General features: G+C 36.1%; 15 protein-coding genes and 1 other annotated feature. Of the genes, 10 read left to right on the forward strand and 5 right to left on the reverse strand.

Annotated elements, in window-relative coordinates:
- Window positions 1–4: 4 nt before the first annotated feature.
- The 7 genes from HR057_RS07330 (at window position 5) to ysxE (ending at window position 8,537) form a co-directional block, all read left to right on the forward strand.
- Window positions 5–838: a cytochrome c biogenesis protein gene (locus HR057_RS07330; RefSeq protein WP_173730788.1), complete on the forward strand. Its 834-nt coding sequence runs from the start codon at window positions 5–7 to the stop codon at window positions 836–838.
- Between the two features lie 72 nt (window positions 839–910).
- Window positions 911–1,849, forward strand: coding sequence for a hydroxymethylbilane synthase (gene hemC / locus HR057_RS07335; protein ID WP_173730789.1), 939 nt, complete (start codon window positions 911–913; stop codon window positions 1,847–1,849).
- The gene (locus HR057_RS07340) at window positions 1,849–2,670 is read left to right on the forward strand and encodes a uroporphyrinogen-III synthase (RefSeq protein ID WP_173730790.1); all 822 of its coding nucleotides are present in this window, start codon (window positions 1,849–1,851) and stop codon (window positions 2,668–2,670) included. The genes hemC and HR057_RS07340 overlap by 1 nt, the downstream gene beginning before the upstream one ends.
- A complete protein-coding gene (gene hemB, locus HR057_RS07345; RefSeq protein ID WP_173730791.1) occupies window positions 2,663–3,646 on the forward strand; it encodes a porphobilinogen synthase in 984 nt (327 codons plus the stop codon). Before HR057_RS07340 ends, hemB begins: the two co-directional genes overlap by 8 nt.
- A gap of 177 nt (window positions 3,647–3,823) precedes the next feature.
- On the forward strand, window positions 3,824–5,113 hold the full coding sequence (gene hemL, locus HR057_RS07350; RefSeq protein WP_173730792.1) for a glutamate-1-semialdehyde 2,1-aminomutase: 1,290 nt from the start codon (window positions 3,824–3,826) through the stop codon (window positions 5,111–5,113).
- A 347-nt stretch (window positions 5,114–5,460) separates the two neighbouring features.
- Window positions 5,461–7,014, forward strand: coding sequence for a stage VI sporulation protein D (gene spoVID / locus HR057_RS07355; RefSeq protein WP_173730793.1), 1,554 nt, complete (start codon window positions 5,461–5,463; stop codon window positions 7,012–7,014).
- 446 nt (window positions 7,015–7,460) lie between these two features.
- Window positions 7,461–8,537, forward strand: coding sequence for a spore coat protein YsxE (gene ysxE, locus HR057_RS07360; protein WP_173730794.1), 1,077 nt, complete (start codon window positions 7,461–7,463; stop codon window positions 8,535–8,537).
- Between the two features lie 101 nt (window positions 8,538–8,638).
- Here ysxE and HR057_RS07365 read toward each other — a convergent pair whose 3' ends face one another.
- Entirely contained in the window at window positions 8,639–8,827 is a 189-nt protein-coding gene (locus tag HR057_RS07365) for a hypothetical protein (RefSeq protein WP_173730795.1), read from the reverse strand.
- Between the two features lie 264 nt (window positions 8,828–9,091).
- Window positions 9,092–9,440 (forward strand) — a binding site (T-box leader).
- 63 nt (window positions 9,441–9,503) lie between these two features.
- Between HR057_RS07365 and HR057_RS07370 the strand changes: the two genes are divergently transcribed.
- On the forward strand, window positions 9,504–12,146 hold the full coding sequence (locus tag HR057_RS07370; RefSeq protein WP_173730796.1) for a valine--tRNA ligase: 2,643 nt from the start codon (window positions 9,504–9,506) through the stop codon (window positions 12,144–12,146).
- A 155-nt stretch (window positions 12,147–12,301) separates the two neighbouring features.
- Here HR057_RS07370 and mntR read toward each other — a convergent pair whose 3' ends face one another.
- From mntR to HR057_RS07390, 4 genes are all read right to left on the reverse strand, one after another.
- Window positions 12,302–12,730, reverse strand: coding sequence for a transcriptional regulator MntR (gene mntR / locus HR057_RS07375; protein ID WP_173730797.1), 429 nt, complete (start codon window positions 12,728–12,730; stop codon window positions 12,302–12,304).
- A 627-nt stretch (window positions 12,731–13,357) separates the two neighbouring features.
- Window positions 13,358–14,761: a ferrous iron transporter B gene (locus HR057_RS07380; protein ID WP_173730798.1), complete on the reverse strand. Its 1,404-nt coding sequence runs from the start codon at window positions 14,759–14,761 to the stop codon at window positions 13,358–13,360.
- Complete coding sequence (locus HR057_RS07385; RefSeq protein WP_173730799.1) at window positions 14,733–15,461, reverse strand: FeoB small GTPase domain-containing protein; 729 nt, start codon at window positions 15,459–15,461, stop codon at window positions 14,733–14,735. Before HR057_RS07385 ends, HR057_RS07380 begins: the two co-directional genes overlap by 29 nt.
- Window positions 15,448–15,711, reverse strand: a complete 264-nt coding sequence (locus HR057_RS07390; RefSeq protein WP_173730800.1) for a FeoA family protein — start codon at window positions 15,709–15,711, stop codon at window positions 15,448–15,450. The genes HR057_RS07385 and HR057_RS07390 overlap by 14 nt, the downstream gene beginning before the upstream one ends.
- Window positions 15,712–15,971: 260 nt before the next feature.
- On the opposite strand from HR057_RS07390, the gene HR057_RS07395 reads away from it, so the two are divergent.
- Together HR057_RS07395 and HR057_RS07400 are read left to right on the forward strand one after the other, a co-directional pair.
- Window positions 15,972–17,276 (forward strand): bifunctional folylpolyglutamate synthase/dihydrofolate synthase, encoded by a 1,305-nt coding sequence (locus tag HR057_RS07395; RefSeq protein ID WP_173730801.1) that lies wholly within the window; start codon window positions 15,972–15,974, stop codon window positions 17,274–17,276.
- Window positions 17,277–17,902: 626 nt separating this feature from the next.
- Window positions 17,903–19,888: a VWA domain-containing protein gene (locus tag HR057_RS07400; RefSeq protein WP_173730802.1), complete on the forward strand. Its 1,986-nt coding sequence runs from the start codon at window positions 17,903–17,905 to the stop codon at window positions 19,886–19,888.
- Window positions 19,889–20,066 lie beyond the last annotated feature (178 nt).

Here is a 20,066-nt window from a genome sequence, read left to right on the forward strand (position 1 = left end):
AGGTATGCAAACCTTTATTTACGGATGGATTTATGATATAACGATTATCCTATATGCTTGCAGCGTCTTAGGCTATTTTATAGATTTTTTACAAAACAACCGGAAGGCAAACAAAATCGCCTTCTGGTTGCTTGCTATTGTATGGATTTTGCAATCTATTTTTTTAGTTTCACGCATGTTTGAAATGGGCCGCTTCCCGATATTAACGATGGCTGAGGGCCTTTATTTTTATACTTGGGTGCTAGTTTCTTTTTCACTCATCATTAATAAAGTTTTCCGTATTGATTTAATTGTCTTTTTTACAAATGTGTTAGGGTTTATAATCATGGCACTTCATTTATTTGCCTCGGTTGAATATAAATCTGACGTATTGGCAGAAAAATTAATATCTGAGCTATTAATCATACACATTACAATAGCCATTATTTCTTATGGAGCTTTTACGTTATCTGCCATTTTTTCCATGATGTATATGCTCCAGTATCATATGATCAAAAGAAAAAAGTGGAATAAGCAGTTATGGCGCTTAGAAGATTTGTCAAAACTTGACCGCCTTTCCTATACATTTAATATGAGTGGTGTGCCAATGCTGTTAATTTCCCTAATTTTAGGTGTCAATTGGGCTTACATTTCACTCGAAGATTTTAAATGGTATGATGTGAAAATAATAGGATCATTTATTGTCCTAATTACATATAGTATTTATTTGTATTTGCGGGTTGCAAAAGGAATTCAAGGAAAAGCAATCGTGCTATGGAATCTCGCTGCTTTTTTAATTTTACTAATTAACTTTTTCCTATTAGGAAGTTTATCTGGTTTTCACTTTTGGTATGGTTAATATATGTATCACAATTATTGATGCAAAAATATTCGAAATATGAAGACACTTGAGATGGAGGTTTCGTACATCATGCGAAAAATTATCGTTGGTTCGAGGCAAAGTAAATTGGCCTTAACACAGACGAATTGGTTTATTGACCAAATGAAAAGTCTAGGGTTGCCCTATGAATTTGAAGTAAAAAAGATCGTAACAAAAGGTGACAAAATTCTTGATGTAACCCTTTCAAAGGTCGGCGGGAAAGGGCTTTTCGTCAAAGAAATTGAACAAGCGATGCTCAATAAAGAAATTGATATGGCCGTACATAGCATGAAAGATATGCCTGCTATTTTACCTGAAGGATTAACCATTGGCTGTGTTCCTGTTCGAAAAGACCATCGCGATGTTTTAATTTCAAAAGGTCATGTGAAATTAAAAGATTTGCCTCCTGGCGCTGTCGTTGGGACAAGCAGTTTAAGAAGGAGTGCACAACTTTTAGCCTATCGTCCTGACTTAGAAATTAAGTGGATCCGCGGGAATATTGATACACGGCTTTCTAAGCTTCAAGATCCAAATGAAGGTTATGATGCAATTATTTTAGCAGCAGCAGGTCTAATGCGCATGGGATGGACTGAAGAGACAGTGACAGAATATTTGGATGTTGATATTAGCGTCCCAGCCGTTGGCCAAGGTGCGTTGGCAATCGAATGCCGCGAAGATGATGGAGAGTTACTTTCCCTATTGAAAAAATTAGAGGATGAGAATACTTCAAAAGCAGTCGAAGCAGAACGAACTTTCCTTCATAAAATGGAAGGCGGCTGTCAAATTCCAATTGCTGGCTTTGCTGAAGTAACGCCGGATGGACAAATTAAGCTTGTTGCTTTAGTTGCTTCTCCTGACGGTAAAAAAATATTGAAAGAAATTGTAACAGGAACCGATGCAATAGCTGTAGGTGAAGAAGCGGCAAGACGCATGATAGAAAATGGTGCTAAAGATATTATTAAAGAAGTTAAAGAGGAGAATGATTTATAATGCTTGCTTCTGAAAGGCTCTTAAAAGGGAAGCGAATTTTAGTTACCCGTGCGAAAGAGCAAGCTTCATCGTTTTCTAAAAAAATTCAATCCTTAGGCGGTGTCCCTATTGAAATACCGTTAATAAAAATCGAAGCTCCGTCCAATACCGATCAAATAGAAAAAACGTTAATAAATTTGCATACATATGATTGGCTCGTTTTTACAAGCGTCAATGGTGTTCATTATTTCTTTCAGTTTCTTGAGCAGTTTGACATTCCTATAAAAAATACACAAGAAAAACCAAAGATTGCTGTTGTCGGCAAAAAAACGCTTGAGGCTTTGGAAAAAAAAGGAGTCAAAGTAGATCTCATACCCGATGAATTTGTGGCTGAAGATTTATTGAAGAAAATGCTTTTGCAAGTAAAAAAAGGAGATAATGTTTTATTGGCAAGGGGAAATCTTGCAAGGTCTTTATTGCCGGAAAAACTAAAAGAAGCTGGTGCTCGGGTCAATGATCTCGTAGTTTATGAAACGGTTGTGAATATGGAAGCAAGGGCGGAACTGTTAGAAATATTAAAGCTGCGTTCTTGTGATTTGATTGCGTTTACAAGTTCAAGTACAGTCACAAATTTTTGTTCACTTTTAAAAGGTGCTGATATAGAAGCTTTGCTAAAAAATATTAAAATCGCTTGTATCGGTCCGATTACAGAACAAACTGCCCTTGAATCAGGCTTAAAAGTTGATATTGTTGCGAAAGAATATACGATTGATGGTCTTTTAGAGGCGATTGTTCGTTCATTCGATGATGGAGATGAAAACGGGAGGAATATTGATGAATGATTTACAGTTTAAGCGCCACCGCCGCTTACGTGCAAATGAACGCATTCGGTCTATGGTAAGAGAGACTTTCGTTCGAAAAGAAGATCTTATTTATCCAATTTTTGTTATTGAAGGTAGTAAAATTAAAAATGAAGTCCCATCAATGCCTGGTGTTTATCAACTTTCCCTTGACCTTCTTGATGAAGAAGTGCAATCAGTTGTTGATTTAGGAATTCCGTCAATTATTTTATTCGGCGTTCCGGCAGAAAAAGATGATGTAGGTTCTGGAGCTTATCATGATCATGGAATTGTCCAAAAAGCAATTCGACAAGTAAAAAAAAAATTTCCTGATCTTATTGTGATTGCTGATACATGTTTATGTGAGTTCACTGAACACGGACATTGCGGGGTTGTTGAAAATGGTCAAATTTTAAACGACCCATCCTTGAAATTATTGGTGGAAACCGCACTTAGCCAAGCGAAAGCAGGAGCAGATATTATTGCCCCATCTAATATGATGGATGGTTTCGTAGCCGCGATTCGAAAAGGTTTGGATGAGGCAGGTTTTGAACATATTCCGATCATGTCTTATTCTGTAAAATATGCTTCTGCTTTTTATGGCCCGTTCCGAGATGCTGCTGGAAGTGCGCCGCAATTTGGCGACCGGAAAACATATCAAATGGATCCAGCCAACCGTTTGGAAGCATTTCGTGAAGCTCAGTCTGATTTAGAAGAAGGCGCGGATTTTCTAATGGTAAAACCAGCCCTTGCTTATTTAGATATTATTCGGGAGTTGAAAGAGCGATATACTTTGCCTTTGGTCGCTTATAATGTAAGCGGAGAATATTCGATGGTAAAAGCCGCTGCCCAAAATGGCTGGATTGATGAAAAGAAAATTGTACTCGAATTATTAACAGGCATGAAGCGAGCAGGCGCGGATCTAATCATTACATATTTTGCGAAAGATGTAGCTAAATGGTTGGATGAAGAAAAATAGACTAGAAAGAAAAGAATCATTAACTGTATGAGGTTAATATTTTGAAATTATTGGTTGTGCATAGAGACCATTGAAAATGTATTTATTTTATCCAAAAATGCGGCATCAGTTATTCGGTATAGGTTTTATATTTTCATTTGTTTCAGCTGTTTAACCTGATAAAAGGAGTGATGGAGTATGAGAAGTTTTGAAAAATCAAAAGCAGCTTATAAAGAAGCTGTCAATGTCATGCCAGGAGGCGTTAACAGTCCAGTCCGTGCTTTTAAATCAGTAAAAATGGATCCTATTTTCATGGAGCGAGGCAAAGGATCAAAATTATATGATATTGACGGCAATGAATATATTGACTACGTCTTATCATGGGGTCCATTAATTCTTGGCCATGCTCATGAAGAAATTGTAGAAGCGCTGAAAAAAGCTGCGGAAAACGGCACGAGCTTTGGTGCTCCTACTGAGTTAGAGACAAAATTGGCGCAGCTTGTGATCGAGCGTGTACCTTCAATTGAAGTTGTGCGTATGGTAAACTCTGGTACGGAAGCAACAATGAGTGCCCTTCGCTTAGCTCGCGGATTTACTGGTCGTAATTTAATTGTTAAATTTGAGGGTTGCTATCATGGCCATGGCGATTCATTGTTAATTAAAGCAGGTTCTGGGGTAGCTACGTTAGGATTGCCGGATAGTCCTGGAGTTCCAGAATCAATTGCAAAAAATACGATTACCGTTCCTTATAATGACCTTGATGGTGTTCGTTATGCTTTTGAACAATACGGAAAGGATATTGCAGCTGTTATCGTTGAGCCCGTTGCCGGCAATATGGGCTTCGTTAAACCGTTGCCAGGATTTTTGGAAGGCTTACGTGAGTTAACAACTGAATACGGTGCATTGTTAATTTTTGATGAAGTAATGACTGGATTCCGCGTTGGTTACAATTGTGCCCAAGGTGCTTTCGGAATCACACCTGATTTAACTTGTTTAGGAAAAGTGATCGGTGGCGGTCTTCCTGTAGGTGCTTATGGTGGTAAAGCAGAAATTATGAACCAAATTGCACCAGCCGGTCCGATTTACCAAGCGGGAACTTTGTCTGGAAATCCATTAGCAATGACTGCTGGATATGAAACATTATCACGTTTAACACCAGATACATATGCAGAATTTGAGAAAAAAGCGGCCCGCTTATTAGAAGGATTGAAGCGTGCTGCTGAAAAATATGATATTCCACATTATTGTGACAGCATTGGCTCAATGCTAGGTTTCTTCTTTACAAATGAAAAAGTAATCAATTTTGAAACAGCAAAAACTTCCGATTTAGATCTTTTTGCAAAATATTACAGGGAAATGATTGAACAAGGCATCTTCTTGCCGCCTTCCCAATTTGAAGCGTATTTCTTATCAACAGCACATACAGATGAAGATATTGAAAAAACAATCGCTGCTGCCGAAGAATCGTTTGCAAAGTTGAAAATCTAATATAAAGAAATGATTACTTTTTAGGTGGCCGAACGCAATTATGATGGTGAATTAAGTGATCTCACCTTAAATTGGTTTTGGAACCCTTTGCTTCTCAGTCTATAAACGGCTGATTGGCAAAGGGTTTTTTATTTAAAAAAATATCGGTGAAGCTCAATACTGTCTTTTAGAATTGATTTTAAACAAAATGAAATAGTCTAGTTTCAATTTAATAGAAGCTAACAAATTAAAATTTTCGGCATAATATCAAGCTCCCTCTCATAAACCTGTAATGACTAGTAAATTTTTTGTACGAAAGGTGAAGTTGTATTATAACTAGCCTCTAAATAAGAAGGGGGAGAAATTCATTGACGACCAATCAAACATCTTCTATACGATTTTCAATAGAAGAATCAGTATGTTTTAAAAAAGGACAGGAAGTACTAGATTTATTAGGAATGTCTTTAGATCCGGAAATTTCGGTTCATGAACATGAAGATTACATTTCTATTAAAGGAGCGTTAGTGCTAAGTGGTGAGTACCGTCCACACGTGGCAGATGGCAATGATCAAGAAGATTCCGGCTTTCGCGAAACTTCATTTTACAGAACAATAGATGAAGTCACTGAAGCAGAGGACGGCATTTATCGAATGAAACACAATTTTCCGATTGATATTACAATTCCTACAAATCGGATTCAGAGTTTAGAGGATGTCTATATTCTTATTGAATCTTTTGACTATGAAATTCCTGAACGAGGAAAATTACAATTGAAAGCTGACCTTTGCATCGGTGGCATAATTAATGACCGGGAAGTGAAAAAGGAAAAGCAGGAAGCAGTTGAGGCTATAAGTGAAACCAGGGAAGATCAACAATTAACTGAAATAGAGCAAGTGCCATCACTTCAAGAGGAACGCAGTGAACAGATAGTGAATCAACAACTAGTGGAAGAAAGACCAATCGAATCTCAAAAAAATTCATCTGATGAAAAGATTAGTCAAATTGTTCAACAAAATGAGGAAGAAATTCTAGTTAGAAACGCTAGTGAACCTTCGCAGGATGAAGCTAACGAGCAACAAGTTTCAACAAGAAGGAAAATTGTAGATCGTCTTTCAAATCAAGATGAAGAAAAGGAGAAACTTTTCCAAAACCAAGGTGAAAATCCATTGGAAAATTTACCATTAAAAGAAGAAAAAGCTGTTAAATTAGATCATGATCCGAAAGGAGAAACTGAAAATAAGTTTGTATCACCGTTTGCAAATTTGTATCGAATATCAAAAATAGAAAACGATGAATCCGACGATACAATTGAAAATGAGGTGCCATCATTTTCAACAGAAGTTCGAAAAGAACCAAGCGTATTATCTAACGATGAAAGCAATGTAGTAGCTTTTTCAAAAAAAGCTCGTTCTAATAATAAAGAGCAGCAAACAGTACAATTGGCGGCAAAAGAAGAGGAAACAGGGGAAGTACGTGAAAAAGAAATAGAGAAAGCAAATAAAGCTGATGGTCATTTAACACCATCTATTGAAATGAAGGGCCGCTCTGAACAGAAAAACAACGAATGGAGTGCGAAAAGTTTTTATTCGCCATCTCCTCCTGTTACAGCTGCCAGTGAACTTGAACCTGCTCCACAATCGAGAGATGAAGCAGAGGAAATAAATACAGATGCTGAAGCCGAGAAAAAATCTAAGAGAACGGAAAATGCCCTTTATTTAACAAAACTTTTCTCATCTGAGGGAGAAGAACAATTTGCAAAGTTAAAAATACGAATTGTTCAAAATGGTGAAACATTAGGGTCAATAGCAAAAGAATATGATGTCTCTGCTACACAATTAATACGGATTAATGGATTAGATGATGATGTTTTACAGGAAGGTCAATTGCTATACATTCCTGTGTATGCAGTTGCTGAAAAATGATGAAAGAGGCTTCCCAATGAGGAAGCCTTTTTTTAAGAGAAAAGAAATCTTTCCCTTTGGAAGATTGCTCGCCCCTCTTTTACAAATAAGTCGTTCTCACAGAAAATTTTATCATTCAAGTGTACTAGAATATTGTTTCCAACAAAAAAAATAAAGGAGCATCAATTAATTCCCCTTTTTAGGAGAAAATGGGGCGCAAGTTTTAGGAGAATTGACTTCAAACAGTTGTCGTACCCAAAGACTAAAACATTGATTGCCCGATAAGCTCTAATGATAGTTTTTATCCACAAAGAGTGTGAATATGTATAAGCTGGGATACAAAAGAAGGACAGTGCAAATTACACGTATTGTTTTAAAGGGCTAGAAGCAAAAGTTGATTTGATGAACACATGCCGTTACATTGCGTAAGAGTTTCGAACTTTTTGATTACAGGCAGGGTGATGCAAATGATTGAACCGCAATCAACAAACCTTTATAAAAATTTGTTAATAAAATATAACATTGAACCAGATTTTGTAGAGGATTGTGGAAAAGTTCAGAAAATATATTCACACCATGGAATTTTTGCATTGAAAAAAGCAAGTCTCACCAAAGATATGCACAACCGGTTTTTGCATACTATTCAAAATTTACATGAAAAAGGGTATCGCTATGTAGTTCCTATTTATAGGACAACAGATGGTAACTATGTGATTAGCAGCGATCAAAGCCAATTTTATTTAATGCCTTGGGTAGAAAGTGGAATCTCAATAAATAGTGCTCAACGATTCTCCGATTTGCTGAGGGAAGCTGCCAGAATGCATTCAATTACGGCATTACGAGGGAAGATCAATCATCCACAATACGAAGCTTATTACGGAAAGATGAAAATGCATATAGATCAGCGGAAGCTTGCTTATGAACGTTTTATTGAAAAATGTGAAAGCAGAATATACATGTCTCCGTTTGAACTTCTTTTTTGCACATATTTTAAAGAGCTGATGCGAAGTGAAGATGAGGCACTAAAAAATCTTGAAGAATGGTTTGCACATATAAACGATAAAAAAGAAAGCCGCATAGTAATTTGCCATGGGAATTTATCGCCAACACACATCGTTTATGATGCCAATGGCAATAGCTATCTTATCAATTTTGAACGAACTTTTACAGCATCACCCGTATATGATCTCTATTACTTTTTTAGGAAATACTTTTATAAATATCCACAAAAATCTTCCGATGCCCTGCCGCTTTATAGACAATATACAAGGTACAACCAATTAACAGATGATGAAAGGTATTTTCTTTTTTATCACTTAGCCAAAACTAATAATATTCACAAATTGATTCAAAAATACGAAGAGGCTCGGCCAAAATCTGAAAAAGATGCCGTAGCAAAACTGCAACATTATCTATGGCAAATGCAAGCAGCGAGCTCATTTATAACATCAATAGAAAGTGAGTTAGAGGCAGAAATATTTGCAGAAGGGACAGGAGACGGTACCGGAGACGGTGCTGGAGAGGGGTCTGTCACCGCCCCATAGATGGTGCCGGAGACGGAGCCAGAGGAGGGGCAGGCACCTGTACCCAGATGGTATAGCAGAGGGGTCAGGCACCTCTAACCAAAGGTGCCTGACCCCTCTATCTATATCCATTCCAAATAAAAAGCAACTAATAATAATACCATCAATGAAAGTAAAATGACATCAAGTGTAGTTGGTAGGAGAAGTGTCCGAATCCCTTGAAATATTACAAGCGGAAGCAAAATTTGCTCAAGCACTAAAAGGAAATGGCGAGCCCATGGCGGCAGACGGAAACGATAAAATCTGCTCATGAAACGAACCCCCTTTCAAAATAAGCGAGGACGCAAAATATTGTTATACTATTATATGTTCGGATGTAAAGGACAGTGTTTAAATTTGGAAAATTTCACGTTAAATCGTTTTAAACTACAAAAATTTGGCGATAATGTTGACGATTTACTTTTTTTATAGTTAATATATAAATTGAAGTCTTTCGACATGATTTTATCGATGATTGCAGCAATAAAAATTTGTTGCTAACTTTTCATAACAAAATAAAATATTTCTAAAAGCTTTGAAATGCGATGATGGGGAAGAGTACTTCGTGAACCCTTCAGAGAGAGAGATCAATTGGCTGGGAGATCTCTTAGGATGTAGCGTAGGAAGGTCGCCCTTAAGCAGCTTTTCTGAAAAAATATTTATTTATAAAAAAGTAGGAAAAGCCGGCTCACAGACCGTTATCTGTTAAGTGCATTGAAACGATCGGTGTGGACAATTATGGTTTCATATTATACCATTTATTGTGATTTCTATTAATTCCAATATATTTCCGATGAATTGCAACAATTCAATCCATTACAAACAAAGCCGGTCATTCAATGAAAAAAGGTGGTACCGCGAAGAATTGCTTCTTTCGTCCTTTTGGATGAAAGGAGCTTTTTTATTTTTTCGCCCATTCTGTTAATCATTTAAAAAGGAGGAAGAAGAATGAGTAAGCAAACAATCGATTTACCTACAAAATACGACCCGCAATCAGTTGAAAAAAACCGCTATGATTGGTGGTTGGAAGGAAAATTTTTTGAAGCAAAACCAGATACAGGCAAACAGCCATATACGATTGTTATTCCACCGCCAAACGTTACAGGAAAACTGCATCTAGGACACGCTTGGGACACAACTTTGCAAGACATTTTAACCAGAATGAAACGGATGCAAGGTTATGATGTTTTATGGCTTCCAGGCATGGACCATGCTGGAATTGCTACTCAAGCCAAAGTTGAAGCAAAACTTCGGGAAGAAGGAAAATCACGCTACGACCTTGGCCGTGAAAAATTCTTAGAAAAAGCTTGGGAATGGAAACATGAATATGCCAGCTTTATCCGTAAGCAATGGGCGAAGCTTGGTTTAGGACTAGACTATAGCCGTGAACGCTTCACTTTGGATGAAGGACTTTCAAAAGCAGTTCGAGAAGTATTTGTAAAGCTTTATGAAAAAGGTTTAATTTATCGTGGGGAATATATTATAAACTGGGATCCAGAAACGAAAACAGCTCTTTCTGACATAGAAGTTATTTATAAAGATGTGCAAGGTGCCTTTTATCATTTGCGTTATCCACTAATAGATGGAACAGGTTACATTGAAGTAGCAACGACACGACCAGAAACAATGTTGGGCGATACAGCAGTTGCTGTTCATCCAGAAGATGAAAGATACAAACATTTAATTGGCAAAAAAGTAAAACTGCCGATCGTTGGCCGTGAAATTCCAATTATTGCAGATGATTATGTTGATATGGAATTTGGTTCTGGTGCTGTAAAAATCACTCCAGCTCATGACCCGAATGATTTTGAGGTTGGTAATCGTCATAATCTGGAACGCATTTTAGTTATGAATGAAGACGGAACAATGAATGAAAATGCCGGCAAATATCAAGGTTTAGACCGATTTGAATGCCGCAAGCAAATCGTGAAAGATCTTCAAGATATGGGCGTATTGTTCAAAATCGAAGAACATATGCATTCTGTTGGCCACTCAGAAAGAAGCGGCGCGATTGTTGAACCATATCTTTCAACCCAATGGTTTGTAAAAATGAAACCGCTCGCTGAAGCTGCCATTGAACTGCAAAAAACGGAAGAAAAGGTTAACTTTGTTCCAGAACGGTTTGAAAAAACTTACTTGCACTGGCTAGAAAATATTCGTGACTGGTGTATTTCACGTCAATTATGGTGGGGCCACCGCATTCCAGCTTGGTATCATAAAGAAACAGGGGAAATATATGTTGGCGTAGAAGAGCCGCAAGATGCAGAAAATTGGAAGCAAGATGAAGATGTGCTTGATACTTGGTTTAGTTCAGCATTATGGCCATTTTCAACAATGGGTTGGCCGGATGAAAATGCAGATGACTATAAACGCTATTACCCGACTGATTGTTTAGTTACTGGCTATGATATTATTTTCTTCTGGGTATCAAGAATGATTTTCCAAGGGCTCGAATTCACAGGCAAACGTCCATTTAAAGATGTACTCATCCATGGTCTTGTTCGTGATGCAGAAGGGCGCAAAATGAGTAAATCGTTAGGCAACGGCGTTGATCCGATGGACGTCATTGAAAAATATGGGGCTGACTCTTTACGCTTCTTCTTAGCAACAGGAACATCACCTGGTCAAGACTTGCGCTTCGTATGGGAAAAAGTAGAGTCAACTTGGAATTTTGCAAATAAAATTTGGAATGCTTCCCGTTTTGCACTTATGAATATGGACGGCATCACTTATGACGAACTTGATTTAAGCGGAGAAAAATCTGTTGCTGATAAATGGATTTTAACGCGCTTAAATGAAACAATTGAAACCGTAACAAAAATGGCTGATAAATACGAATTTGGCGAGGTAGGCCGCGTTCTTTATAACTTCATTTGGGACGATCTTTGCGACTGGTATATCGAAATGGCGAAACTGCCTTTATATAGTGATGATGAAGCGGCTAAAAAGACAACAAGATCTGTGCTCGCGTATGTTTTAGATCAGACAATGAGACTTTTACATCCATTCATGCCGTTTATTACCGAGGAAATATGGCAAGCATTGCCGCATGAAGGAACATCTATCACAATCGCAAAATGGCCTGAAGTACGTCCAGAACTAACAGACGAAGCTGCATCTGAAGAAATGAAATTGTTAGTTGACATCATCCGTTCTGTCCGCAATATTCGTGCTGAAGTAAATACACCTTTAAGCAAGCCAATTAAACTCAATATTAAAGCGAAGAACGACGAAGTATTAGCAAGCTTGGAAAAAAATCGCCATTATTTAATGAGATTTTGTAATCCAAGCGAATTAACAATTGCTACGGAAATGAATGTCGAAGAAAAAGCAATGACAGCGGTTGTAACAGGTGCAGAATTGTTCTTGCCTCTTGAAGGATTAATTAATATTGAAGAAGAAATTGCCCGCCTTGAAAAAGAATTAGAAAAATTAAACAGTGAAGTAGAACGTGTTCAGAAAAAATTAAGCAATGAAAAATTCGTGGCAAAAGCACCTGCCCATGTCGTAGAAGAAGAACGGAAAAAAGAACAAGATTATCTTGAAAAACGCCGGGCAGTTGAAGAACGTTTGCAAGAACTAAAAAAATAAGAAGGCAGCCTTCATAAAACATGAAATAAAAAATAAAACAAGGAAATCTAGTTCAAATAAAAGCTAGATTTCCTTGTTTATTTTTGAAAATAAGACGAAGAAAAATTATGTTCATTCATAGTTGTAGGCGAAAGACTATGAAAGTATTTAATGATCTATATTTTTTTCTCTTGTTTTTCATGAAGTTCTTGCAAAAAAAGGTCATATGTTTCTTTATGTTTTTCTAAAAATTGAACGAGATCACCGATCCGGTCGATGGAATCCCAGCTAAGATGGTGTTCGATTCCTTCGACATCTGCATAAATATTTTCCTTTTTCACACCGATAAGCTGTAAAAATTGTTCTAATAATTCATGCCGATAAACGAGGCGTTCTCCAATTTTTTTTCCTTTCGGTGTAAGTACAATCCCTCTATATTTTTCATAAATTAGATAATTATCTTTATCCAATTTTTGAATCATTTTTGTAACAGAGGATGGCTGAACAGATAAATTTTCAGCAATATCTGAAACACGTGCATAACCTTTTTGATCGATTAATAAATAAATTTGTTCAATATAATCTTCCATGCTCGGAGTAGGCATGTTGAATCCCGCCTTTAAAATTACAGTGTACTTTTAATTATATAAAAAGAAAGAAACGCTTACAATAAAAAGCTGTTTTCAAATATGTCTGAAAGTAGAACGAGCAGACCTTTTGAAAACAGCCGATTCAAGAATTTTTTTAAACGAACGGGATTCGAAATTGAAATATACTCGACATCTTCAGAAGGAAGCTAACTACAGAGCTATGCGCCAGTCACTGGATTAGAAAATGGGTAACAAAGAAATAGAGGAAACCCCACTAAAAAATACATGACATTGACGATTGAAAATGATTATATCAAGGAAAATAACTTAAGAACTTCGCGCTAACCATTGAAATAAATGGTTTAAAAAGTATTTAGAAAACCTAATGAAATACAAAATATGACCCTGATGATTGAAAATGGCCATATCTGAAGACAGCCGTTCGATTAGAAATATAAAGTAAGTGAAGCGCCGATCATGGAGATTCAACAGGTTAATCACAGTGTTCCGAGCCGCACAAATTAATTTTTTGAACAGCCATAAGATTGTGCAATATGCAAACCCGAAGCCAGCAATAAAAAACCTTCCTTTAGACATATTGTTGAAAAGGCGAGATTTCCCTGATGTTTATAAAAATCATTTTTAAACAAGACCGAAAAATCTAGCTAGACTTGCTGTTAGGAAAGTTACTAGACAAGCGATCGATGTTGGAATTAAAAAAGCAAGAAACGCCCATTTCATACTTTTTGTCTCATGATAAATGTTTACGAGTGTCGTCCCGCAAGGAAAGTGAAGTAGAGAAAATAACATCATATTTAACGCAGTCAGCCAAGTCCAACCTTGACTTGCAAATATTTGTTTAATTTCTACTAAACTTTCAATTTCCAGTAAAGCACCTTGAGATAAATATCCCATTAACAAAATCGGAACTACAATTTCATTGGCAGGCAATCCGATAATAAATGCTGCCAAAATAAACCCGTCTAAACCGAGCATATTACCAAATGGATCTAAGAAATTTACAAAATACATTAAAAGGGAGGTATCGCCAATATAAATATTGGCTAGGAGCCAAGTGATGATTGATGCTGGAGCTGCAACCATGACAGCTCTTTTTAAAACATAAAAAGATTTATCAAGACTTGCCCGAATGACAGTATTCCAAATTTTAGGACGACGATATGGTGGTAGTTCCAGCGTGTAATGGGAAGGGATGCCACGCAATATTGTTTTTGATAAAATCCAAGAAACAAATAAAGTGACTGTTGTTCCGAACAAAACAAGGACAATGACAGTTAGTGCTGTTATGAACGTTGCCATGCCCCCGACAAACGAGGAAGCCATGTATAAGGAAGCTATTAAAATTAATGTTGGCCATCGGCCGTTGCATGGAACAAAATTATTAGTTAAAATGGCAAGCATTCGTTCACGGGGAGATTCGATAATTCTTGTCGACATGATCGCAGCTGCATTACAGCCAAATCCCATTGCCATCGTTAAACTTTGTTTTCCATGTGCCCCGACCTGTTTAAAAAGTCGGTCAAGATTAAAAGCTACTCTTGGCAAATATCCATAGTTTTCAAGCAAAGCAAACATCGGAAAGAAAATTGCCATCGGCGGGAGCATGACGCTGACAACCCATGCCGTGCCTCGAAATAAACCTAATATGAATATACCATGCATCCAATCGGGTGCATTGAATGCCGTAAACAATGATGTTAATTGCAGTTCTAACCAAGAAAAACCTTCTGCAAGCATACTGGAAGGAATATTTGCCCCGGCAATAGTAATCCAAAAAACGACGGCCAAGATGGATAACATAATAGGGAAGCCCCAAATTGGGGATGTGAATATGGCATCAAGTTTTTCAGTTTTCAATTTATTTGGATCTTTATAAGACACTACTTTCTCACAAATGCTTGCACTTTGATTAAAAATGGATTCTACTATTTCCTCGCGAATTTTCGTTTGATCTTGAACCAATGTTTGTGCATAATTCGCAAGATGATTCAATGAATCAGAAGGTAAATGTAAATTTTGCCTCATGATCGTTTTGACCCTCCTTAAGTTTGTGGGAAAGATGAGACGTTAACCGTTCAACCAAGTCTTTATTGCCATCCAATAGTTGGACTGCAAGCCATCTAGATGGAAGGTGATTGCCTACAATCTTTTTAATCATTGGTTCAATTTGAGAGATTTTCATTTCCAATTCGGGAGAATAGTTGATGCTATAAAATTTTGTAACGATCTTTCCATGGACAAATTTATGAATTGTATTTAATAAATGATCAAATCCTTGCTTGTTTCTTGCAGAAACTTTTATGACCGGAACTTTTAACTCATCAGCCAATGCTTTATCATTAATCGAAATACCTTTTCTTTCGGCTTCGTCAATTAAATTAATACAGACGATGACTTTATTTGTTATTTCTAAAATTTGTAATAAAATATTTAAATTTCTTTCCAATGCAGTTGCATCTAGCACAACAATTGTTACATCCGGCTTTTTAAAAAGGATGAAATCCCTAGCAACTTCTTCATCGGAAGAAGTAGCATATAACGAGTATGTGCCGGGCAAATCAATAATTTCGTAATTGTCATTTAAAAATTTGAAAGAGCCTTTCGCAATTTCAACTGTTTTCCCAGCCCAATTTCCTGTATGTTGTTTTAACCCTGTAAGGGCATTAAAAAGGGTGCTTTTTCCTGTGTTCGGATTTCCAGCTAAAGCAATTTTATATGTGGTCATTTCTTTTCTCCTCGCATTTAGTAACAAATATTTTCGAACTCTCCTCTTGTCTAAGTGCGATTATTGTCCCTTTCACTCGGTACGCAACTGGATCGCCTAAAGGACTTTTTTGCAAAACGTCTACTTTTGCTCCTTTAACAAAACCTAAATCTAACAATCGGCGCCGCAGAACCCCTTCAACAGCTATTTCTATAACTTCAACATTATCTCCGCTTGTGCATTTTGAAAGCGGAATACTGTATCTACCCATAAAAATTAGCCTCCAACAAAATAGTTAAACTAACGCTAAAAAGTTTCCTTAAGGAAAAAACTTTAGATTATTGTATGCAATTTTTTAAAAAAAGTAAATCATTTTGTTTTTTAAAGTTATGACACTCACCTTAGTTGACAATCGGGAATAACTGTTCTTACAATTGTGGATGGAATGATATGATACTTTTTGGTGAAAATTGTTGTAAAAAACGGAATTAATAGATTGCAATATGTTGTTTTATAAGGAGATGTATTTATATGACTGCTGAGTTTAACGAAGCAACCCAATGGCTGCACAATCGTCTACGCTTTGGAATAAAGCCTGGTTTAGAGCGGATGAATTATATGCTTTCAAAACTTGGCCATCCGGAAAGAAGATTAAAAACTATTCACGTGGCTGGTACAAATGGAAAAGGTTCAACAGTTACTTTTATGCGTCACGTGTTGCAAGAAGCGGGTTATGTAGTAGGCACTTTTACTTCTCCGTATATTGATTGCTTTAATGAACGAATCAGCGTAAACGGCGTGCCAATTTCTGATGAAGATTTTGTGGAAGTTGTTAAAAAAGTAAAGCCGATCGTCGAAAAATGTGAACAAACGGAATATGGAGCACCGACAGAGTTTGAAGTGTTGACTGTTATTGCTATTGAATACTTTGCCAACATTGTTGGGCCAGACATTACAATTATGGAAACAGGATTGGGCGGAAAATTCGATTCAACGAATGTCTCTTATCCGCTCCTTACGATTATTACAAATATCGGTCGTGACCATATCGATGTACTTGGAAATACAATTACTGAGATTGCCGAAGAAAAAGCAGGCATCATAAAATCAGGCGTTCCGGTTATTACCGCAACTGAGATTGAAGAAGCATTGCAAGTCATCGCAAATACTGCAAAAGGAAAATTTGCAAAACTGTATAGGCTTGGAGAAGAATTTACATATAGCAATGTCTCTATTGAAAATGGAAAAGAAAAATTTACGTTCCAATCCTATTTTAAAAAATATGAAGATCTTGAAATTACCATGAAGGGTGAACATCAAGTCAAAAACGCAGCAACAGCGCTGATGGCTCTTGAATATTTACGCCTCTATTTTTCTTTTATCATTGAAGAGGAACATATCCGAAAAGGTCTTTTAGAAGCAACATGGAAAGGCCGTTTTGAACAAGTTTCCGAACAACCGCCAATTTTTATTGATGGCGCTCATAATCCGGAAGGCATCAAAGCGTTAGAACAGACGATTAGACGGTATTTTCCGGATAAAAAAATTCATCTGATTGTCTCTGCTATGAAAGACAAACTTTTAGATGAGATGATTGAAAAATTAGATAAAATTGCTGAAAAAATTACATTTACGCAATTTGACTATCCTCGTTGTGCCCAAGCCGGCGATTTATGGAATTTATCAACTTCAAATAATAAAGGGAAAGAAGAAAACTGGCAAAATGCAATCGAAAAAGAAATAGAAGAAATTTCCAAGCAAGAAGACCGGATTCTTATCATCACAGGTTCGCTTTATTTTATATCTGAGGTAAGAAAATTTTTATTGCAGAAATAAAGAACAATATAATGTTTGGCGCTTTTGAATCACTTGATCTACCAAGCGATTTAGAAGCGCTTTTTTAGTTGCAAACTCCTTCGGTAATTTTAAGTTAAATGTTTGATAAATCTGCACACTTTCATTTTCAGCCTACACCCCAGCATTTTGAAAAGCTAAAATTTCACTTTGTTGCGTCAAACGTTTGACACCTAGCTACTAACTCCTAAATGCCTATGCCTAGAGTTATTCTTCAAAAAAGAACCGAACAACATATTTTTGCTTCTAAGATTCCACTAATTTATTGGAAGAACATCGTTCACTTTCCTTCTTTTGTCCTTCTTTTTGACAATACCAAACCTAAAAATTGGATATAGAACACTGTTCACTCCAAATATAATGCAACAATAAATTCCTTCTTTATTTATCTGATTTTAGTACAATTATTGTTCAATAGTTACTATTAAGAATAGTAGGTCAAAATATTGTCGAAAAATTGGCAAGAAAATTCCATAAATATGTCAAATTTTAGTGAAATTTTATGGTATATTTATAGTATAATAGGTTATTAAATTATGGAATTTTATCCTATTGTTGGATTTTGTGTAAATAAAAATAAAATTTTAACAGAAAATGGGGTAATAAAAATGAAGTGGAAAAAAGGCATTATCTTATTTATAGTAAGTATTTTCCTATTAAATATGGGGTATTCCACAACTGTTAATGCAGCTTCAAGTAACGCTTCATTAAGTGTTTCTGTGCAGCCTTCAAAGCCAGATGGTTACCTTATTGATTTAAATACAGAAGTGGCAACGGCAGATGTTCATGTAAACATTAACCCACAAGGAATTTTAGATTTAGAAAAACGAGAAAAGCCAATGGATGTCGTTTTTCTAATAGATGTTACTGGCTCTATGAATAGAGGACTGCTCGGACAATTATTAGGCTTATTATTGGGTATTGACAGCAAGATGGAAAGAACGAAAAAAGCTGTTGAGCAGATGATTAATAATATAAAAGGGAATGTAATAGATGGTGACCGATTTGCAATGATCCCGTTTAATGAAGCTGACCGTCTATTTGCAAAAGAACGGGAAGGAATCCCTTTTAATCCAATCAATCAATCAAAATCACAAGTTCAAGAACATTTAGAAATGGTCAAATCAAAAGTAAAAAGTTTAAAAGCTGATTACCCTAATTTATTGGAAAAAACAAACCATTATTCTGCTTTGAAACGCGCTGAAGAATTATTTGCAAATAGTAATAATACAAAATATATTATTTTATTAACAGATGGGAAAGCAACTGCAGGTCCAGATAAAGTTGTTCGAAACATTGATGGATATTATAAACCACAAGTTTGCTTATTTTGTAAAAAATATTATATAAAACAAGATAACACTACAATTTTTAATAATATACTAGGGCTACATACTGAATTTAATTATAACGGATATCCACCTTTAACAACTTTTATCTATTCAGAGAAATATAATGTTTACGATTTAGCAACAATGGATTTAGCTAGTACACTAGCAGCCAAAAATGTGAAAATATTTTCTGTTTGGATTGGTAATTGGACAAATGCGGACAAACAGTATTTAGCCGAGTTGTCTGGTATCACAGGTGCACAGTCTTATACAGCGAAAACGGTAGAAGAAATTAATAATAGTTTGACTCGCATCGCAGAGGAAATGAATCAATCTGCAATGAAAGATATTCAGTTATCGATCAATTTAAATAATGTATCTTTTCCTGATGGCGGTCATGTAGGAATACCAGAAGGGTCCAATGCAATCAAAACCGAAGATGGCAACTTTATTAAAGTGAATTTCCCAGAGGTTGTTTATAAAGCGGGAGCTGGCACTCCAAATCCGTTTAACAAGTTCTTTACAATGGAGTTTGATAAAGCTGGTACCTATACATTTCATGACGTAACTTTAAGCTATACGAATTTAGCCGGACAAAAACAAGTCCTTGATGTTTCACCATTAACGATCAAAGTAGTAGACAACCAAAGCTTCGGCTTAAGATTTAAAAATCCGCCATATGCCATAAATGTATATAGAGGCGTCAACACTTTGTCTTTAAAAGACGAATTGGAGATTGTTCCACCGCCAGGAGTAAAGGTTGAAGAACTTGACATACCAACGGAATTTACTTGGGCATCATCAAATGAAAAAATAGGAAAAGTAAGTGACGGTATAGTAACAGCAACTGGTCTTGGTACGATGAAAGTGACAGTGGAAGCAAGGGATAAAAAGGGAAATATTATAAAAGCTGAAACACCAGTTAAAGTAAATCTAAAAGGGATCAAGTTCAAAAATGCAAGCTATGATTTTATAGATGGAAAAGACATGTTTAAGGAATTGATACCTAAACCAGATGGTTTCCATATTGATCCCGAAGCTTTTGAATGGTCTATTAATAGAAATGGTTTATTTACAGTTGATGATCAAGGGGTCCTTCATCGTGGTGGATTAACAGAATACGGATTTGCTATTTTAACTGTAAAGCTAAAAGATGAGTATAAAATTAACGGTGATCCGATACACCCTGATGACAAAGCTACTACTTTAATTAAAGTGAATAAATCAAGTGGTCCACTTCATGATCCGTTGAATGAATGGTAAATACTTTTAACAATATAACAAACTGCATCTAAATACCTAAATGGTAATCTATGGAAAAAAGCGCCTTTAGAGTGCCCTAAAGGCGCTTTAAAATTACCTTTTACATTCATAAAAGGAAATTAATGAAATTTTTTTGAAGAAATTTAATAATTTCTATGTACCTTTTTTCCTATTTGCA

The organism is Calidifontibacillus erzurumensis (assembly GCF_013303125.1).
In the GTDB taxonomy this organism is placed as follows: Bacteria; Bacillota; Bacilli; order Bacillales; family Bacillaceae_J; genus Calidifontibacillus; species Calidifontibacillus erzurumensis.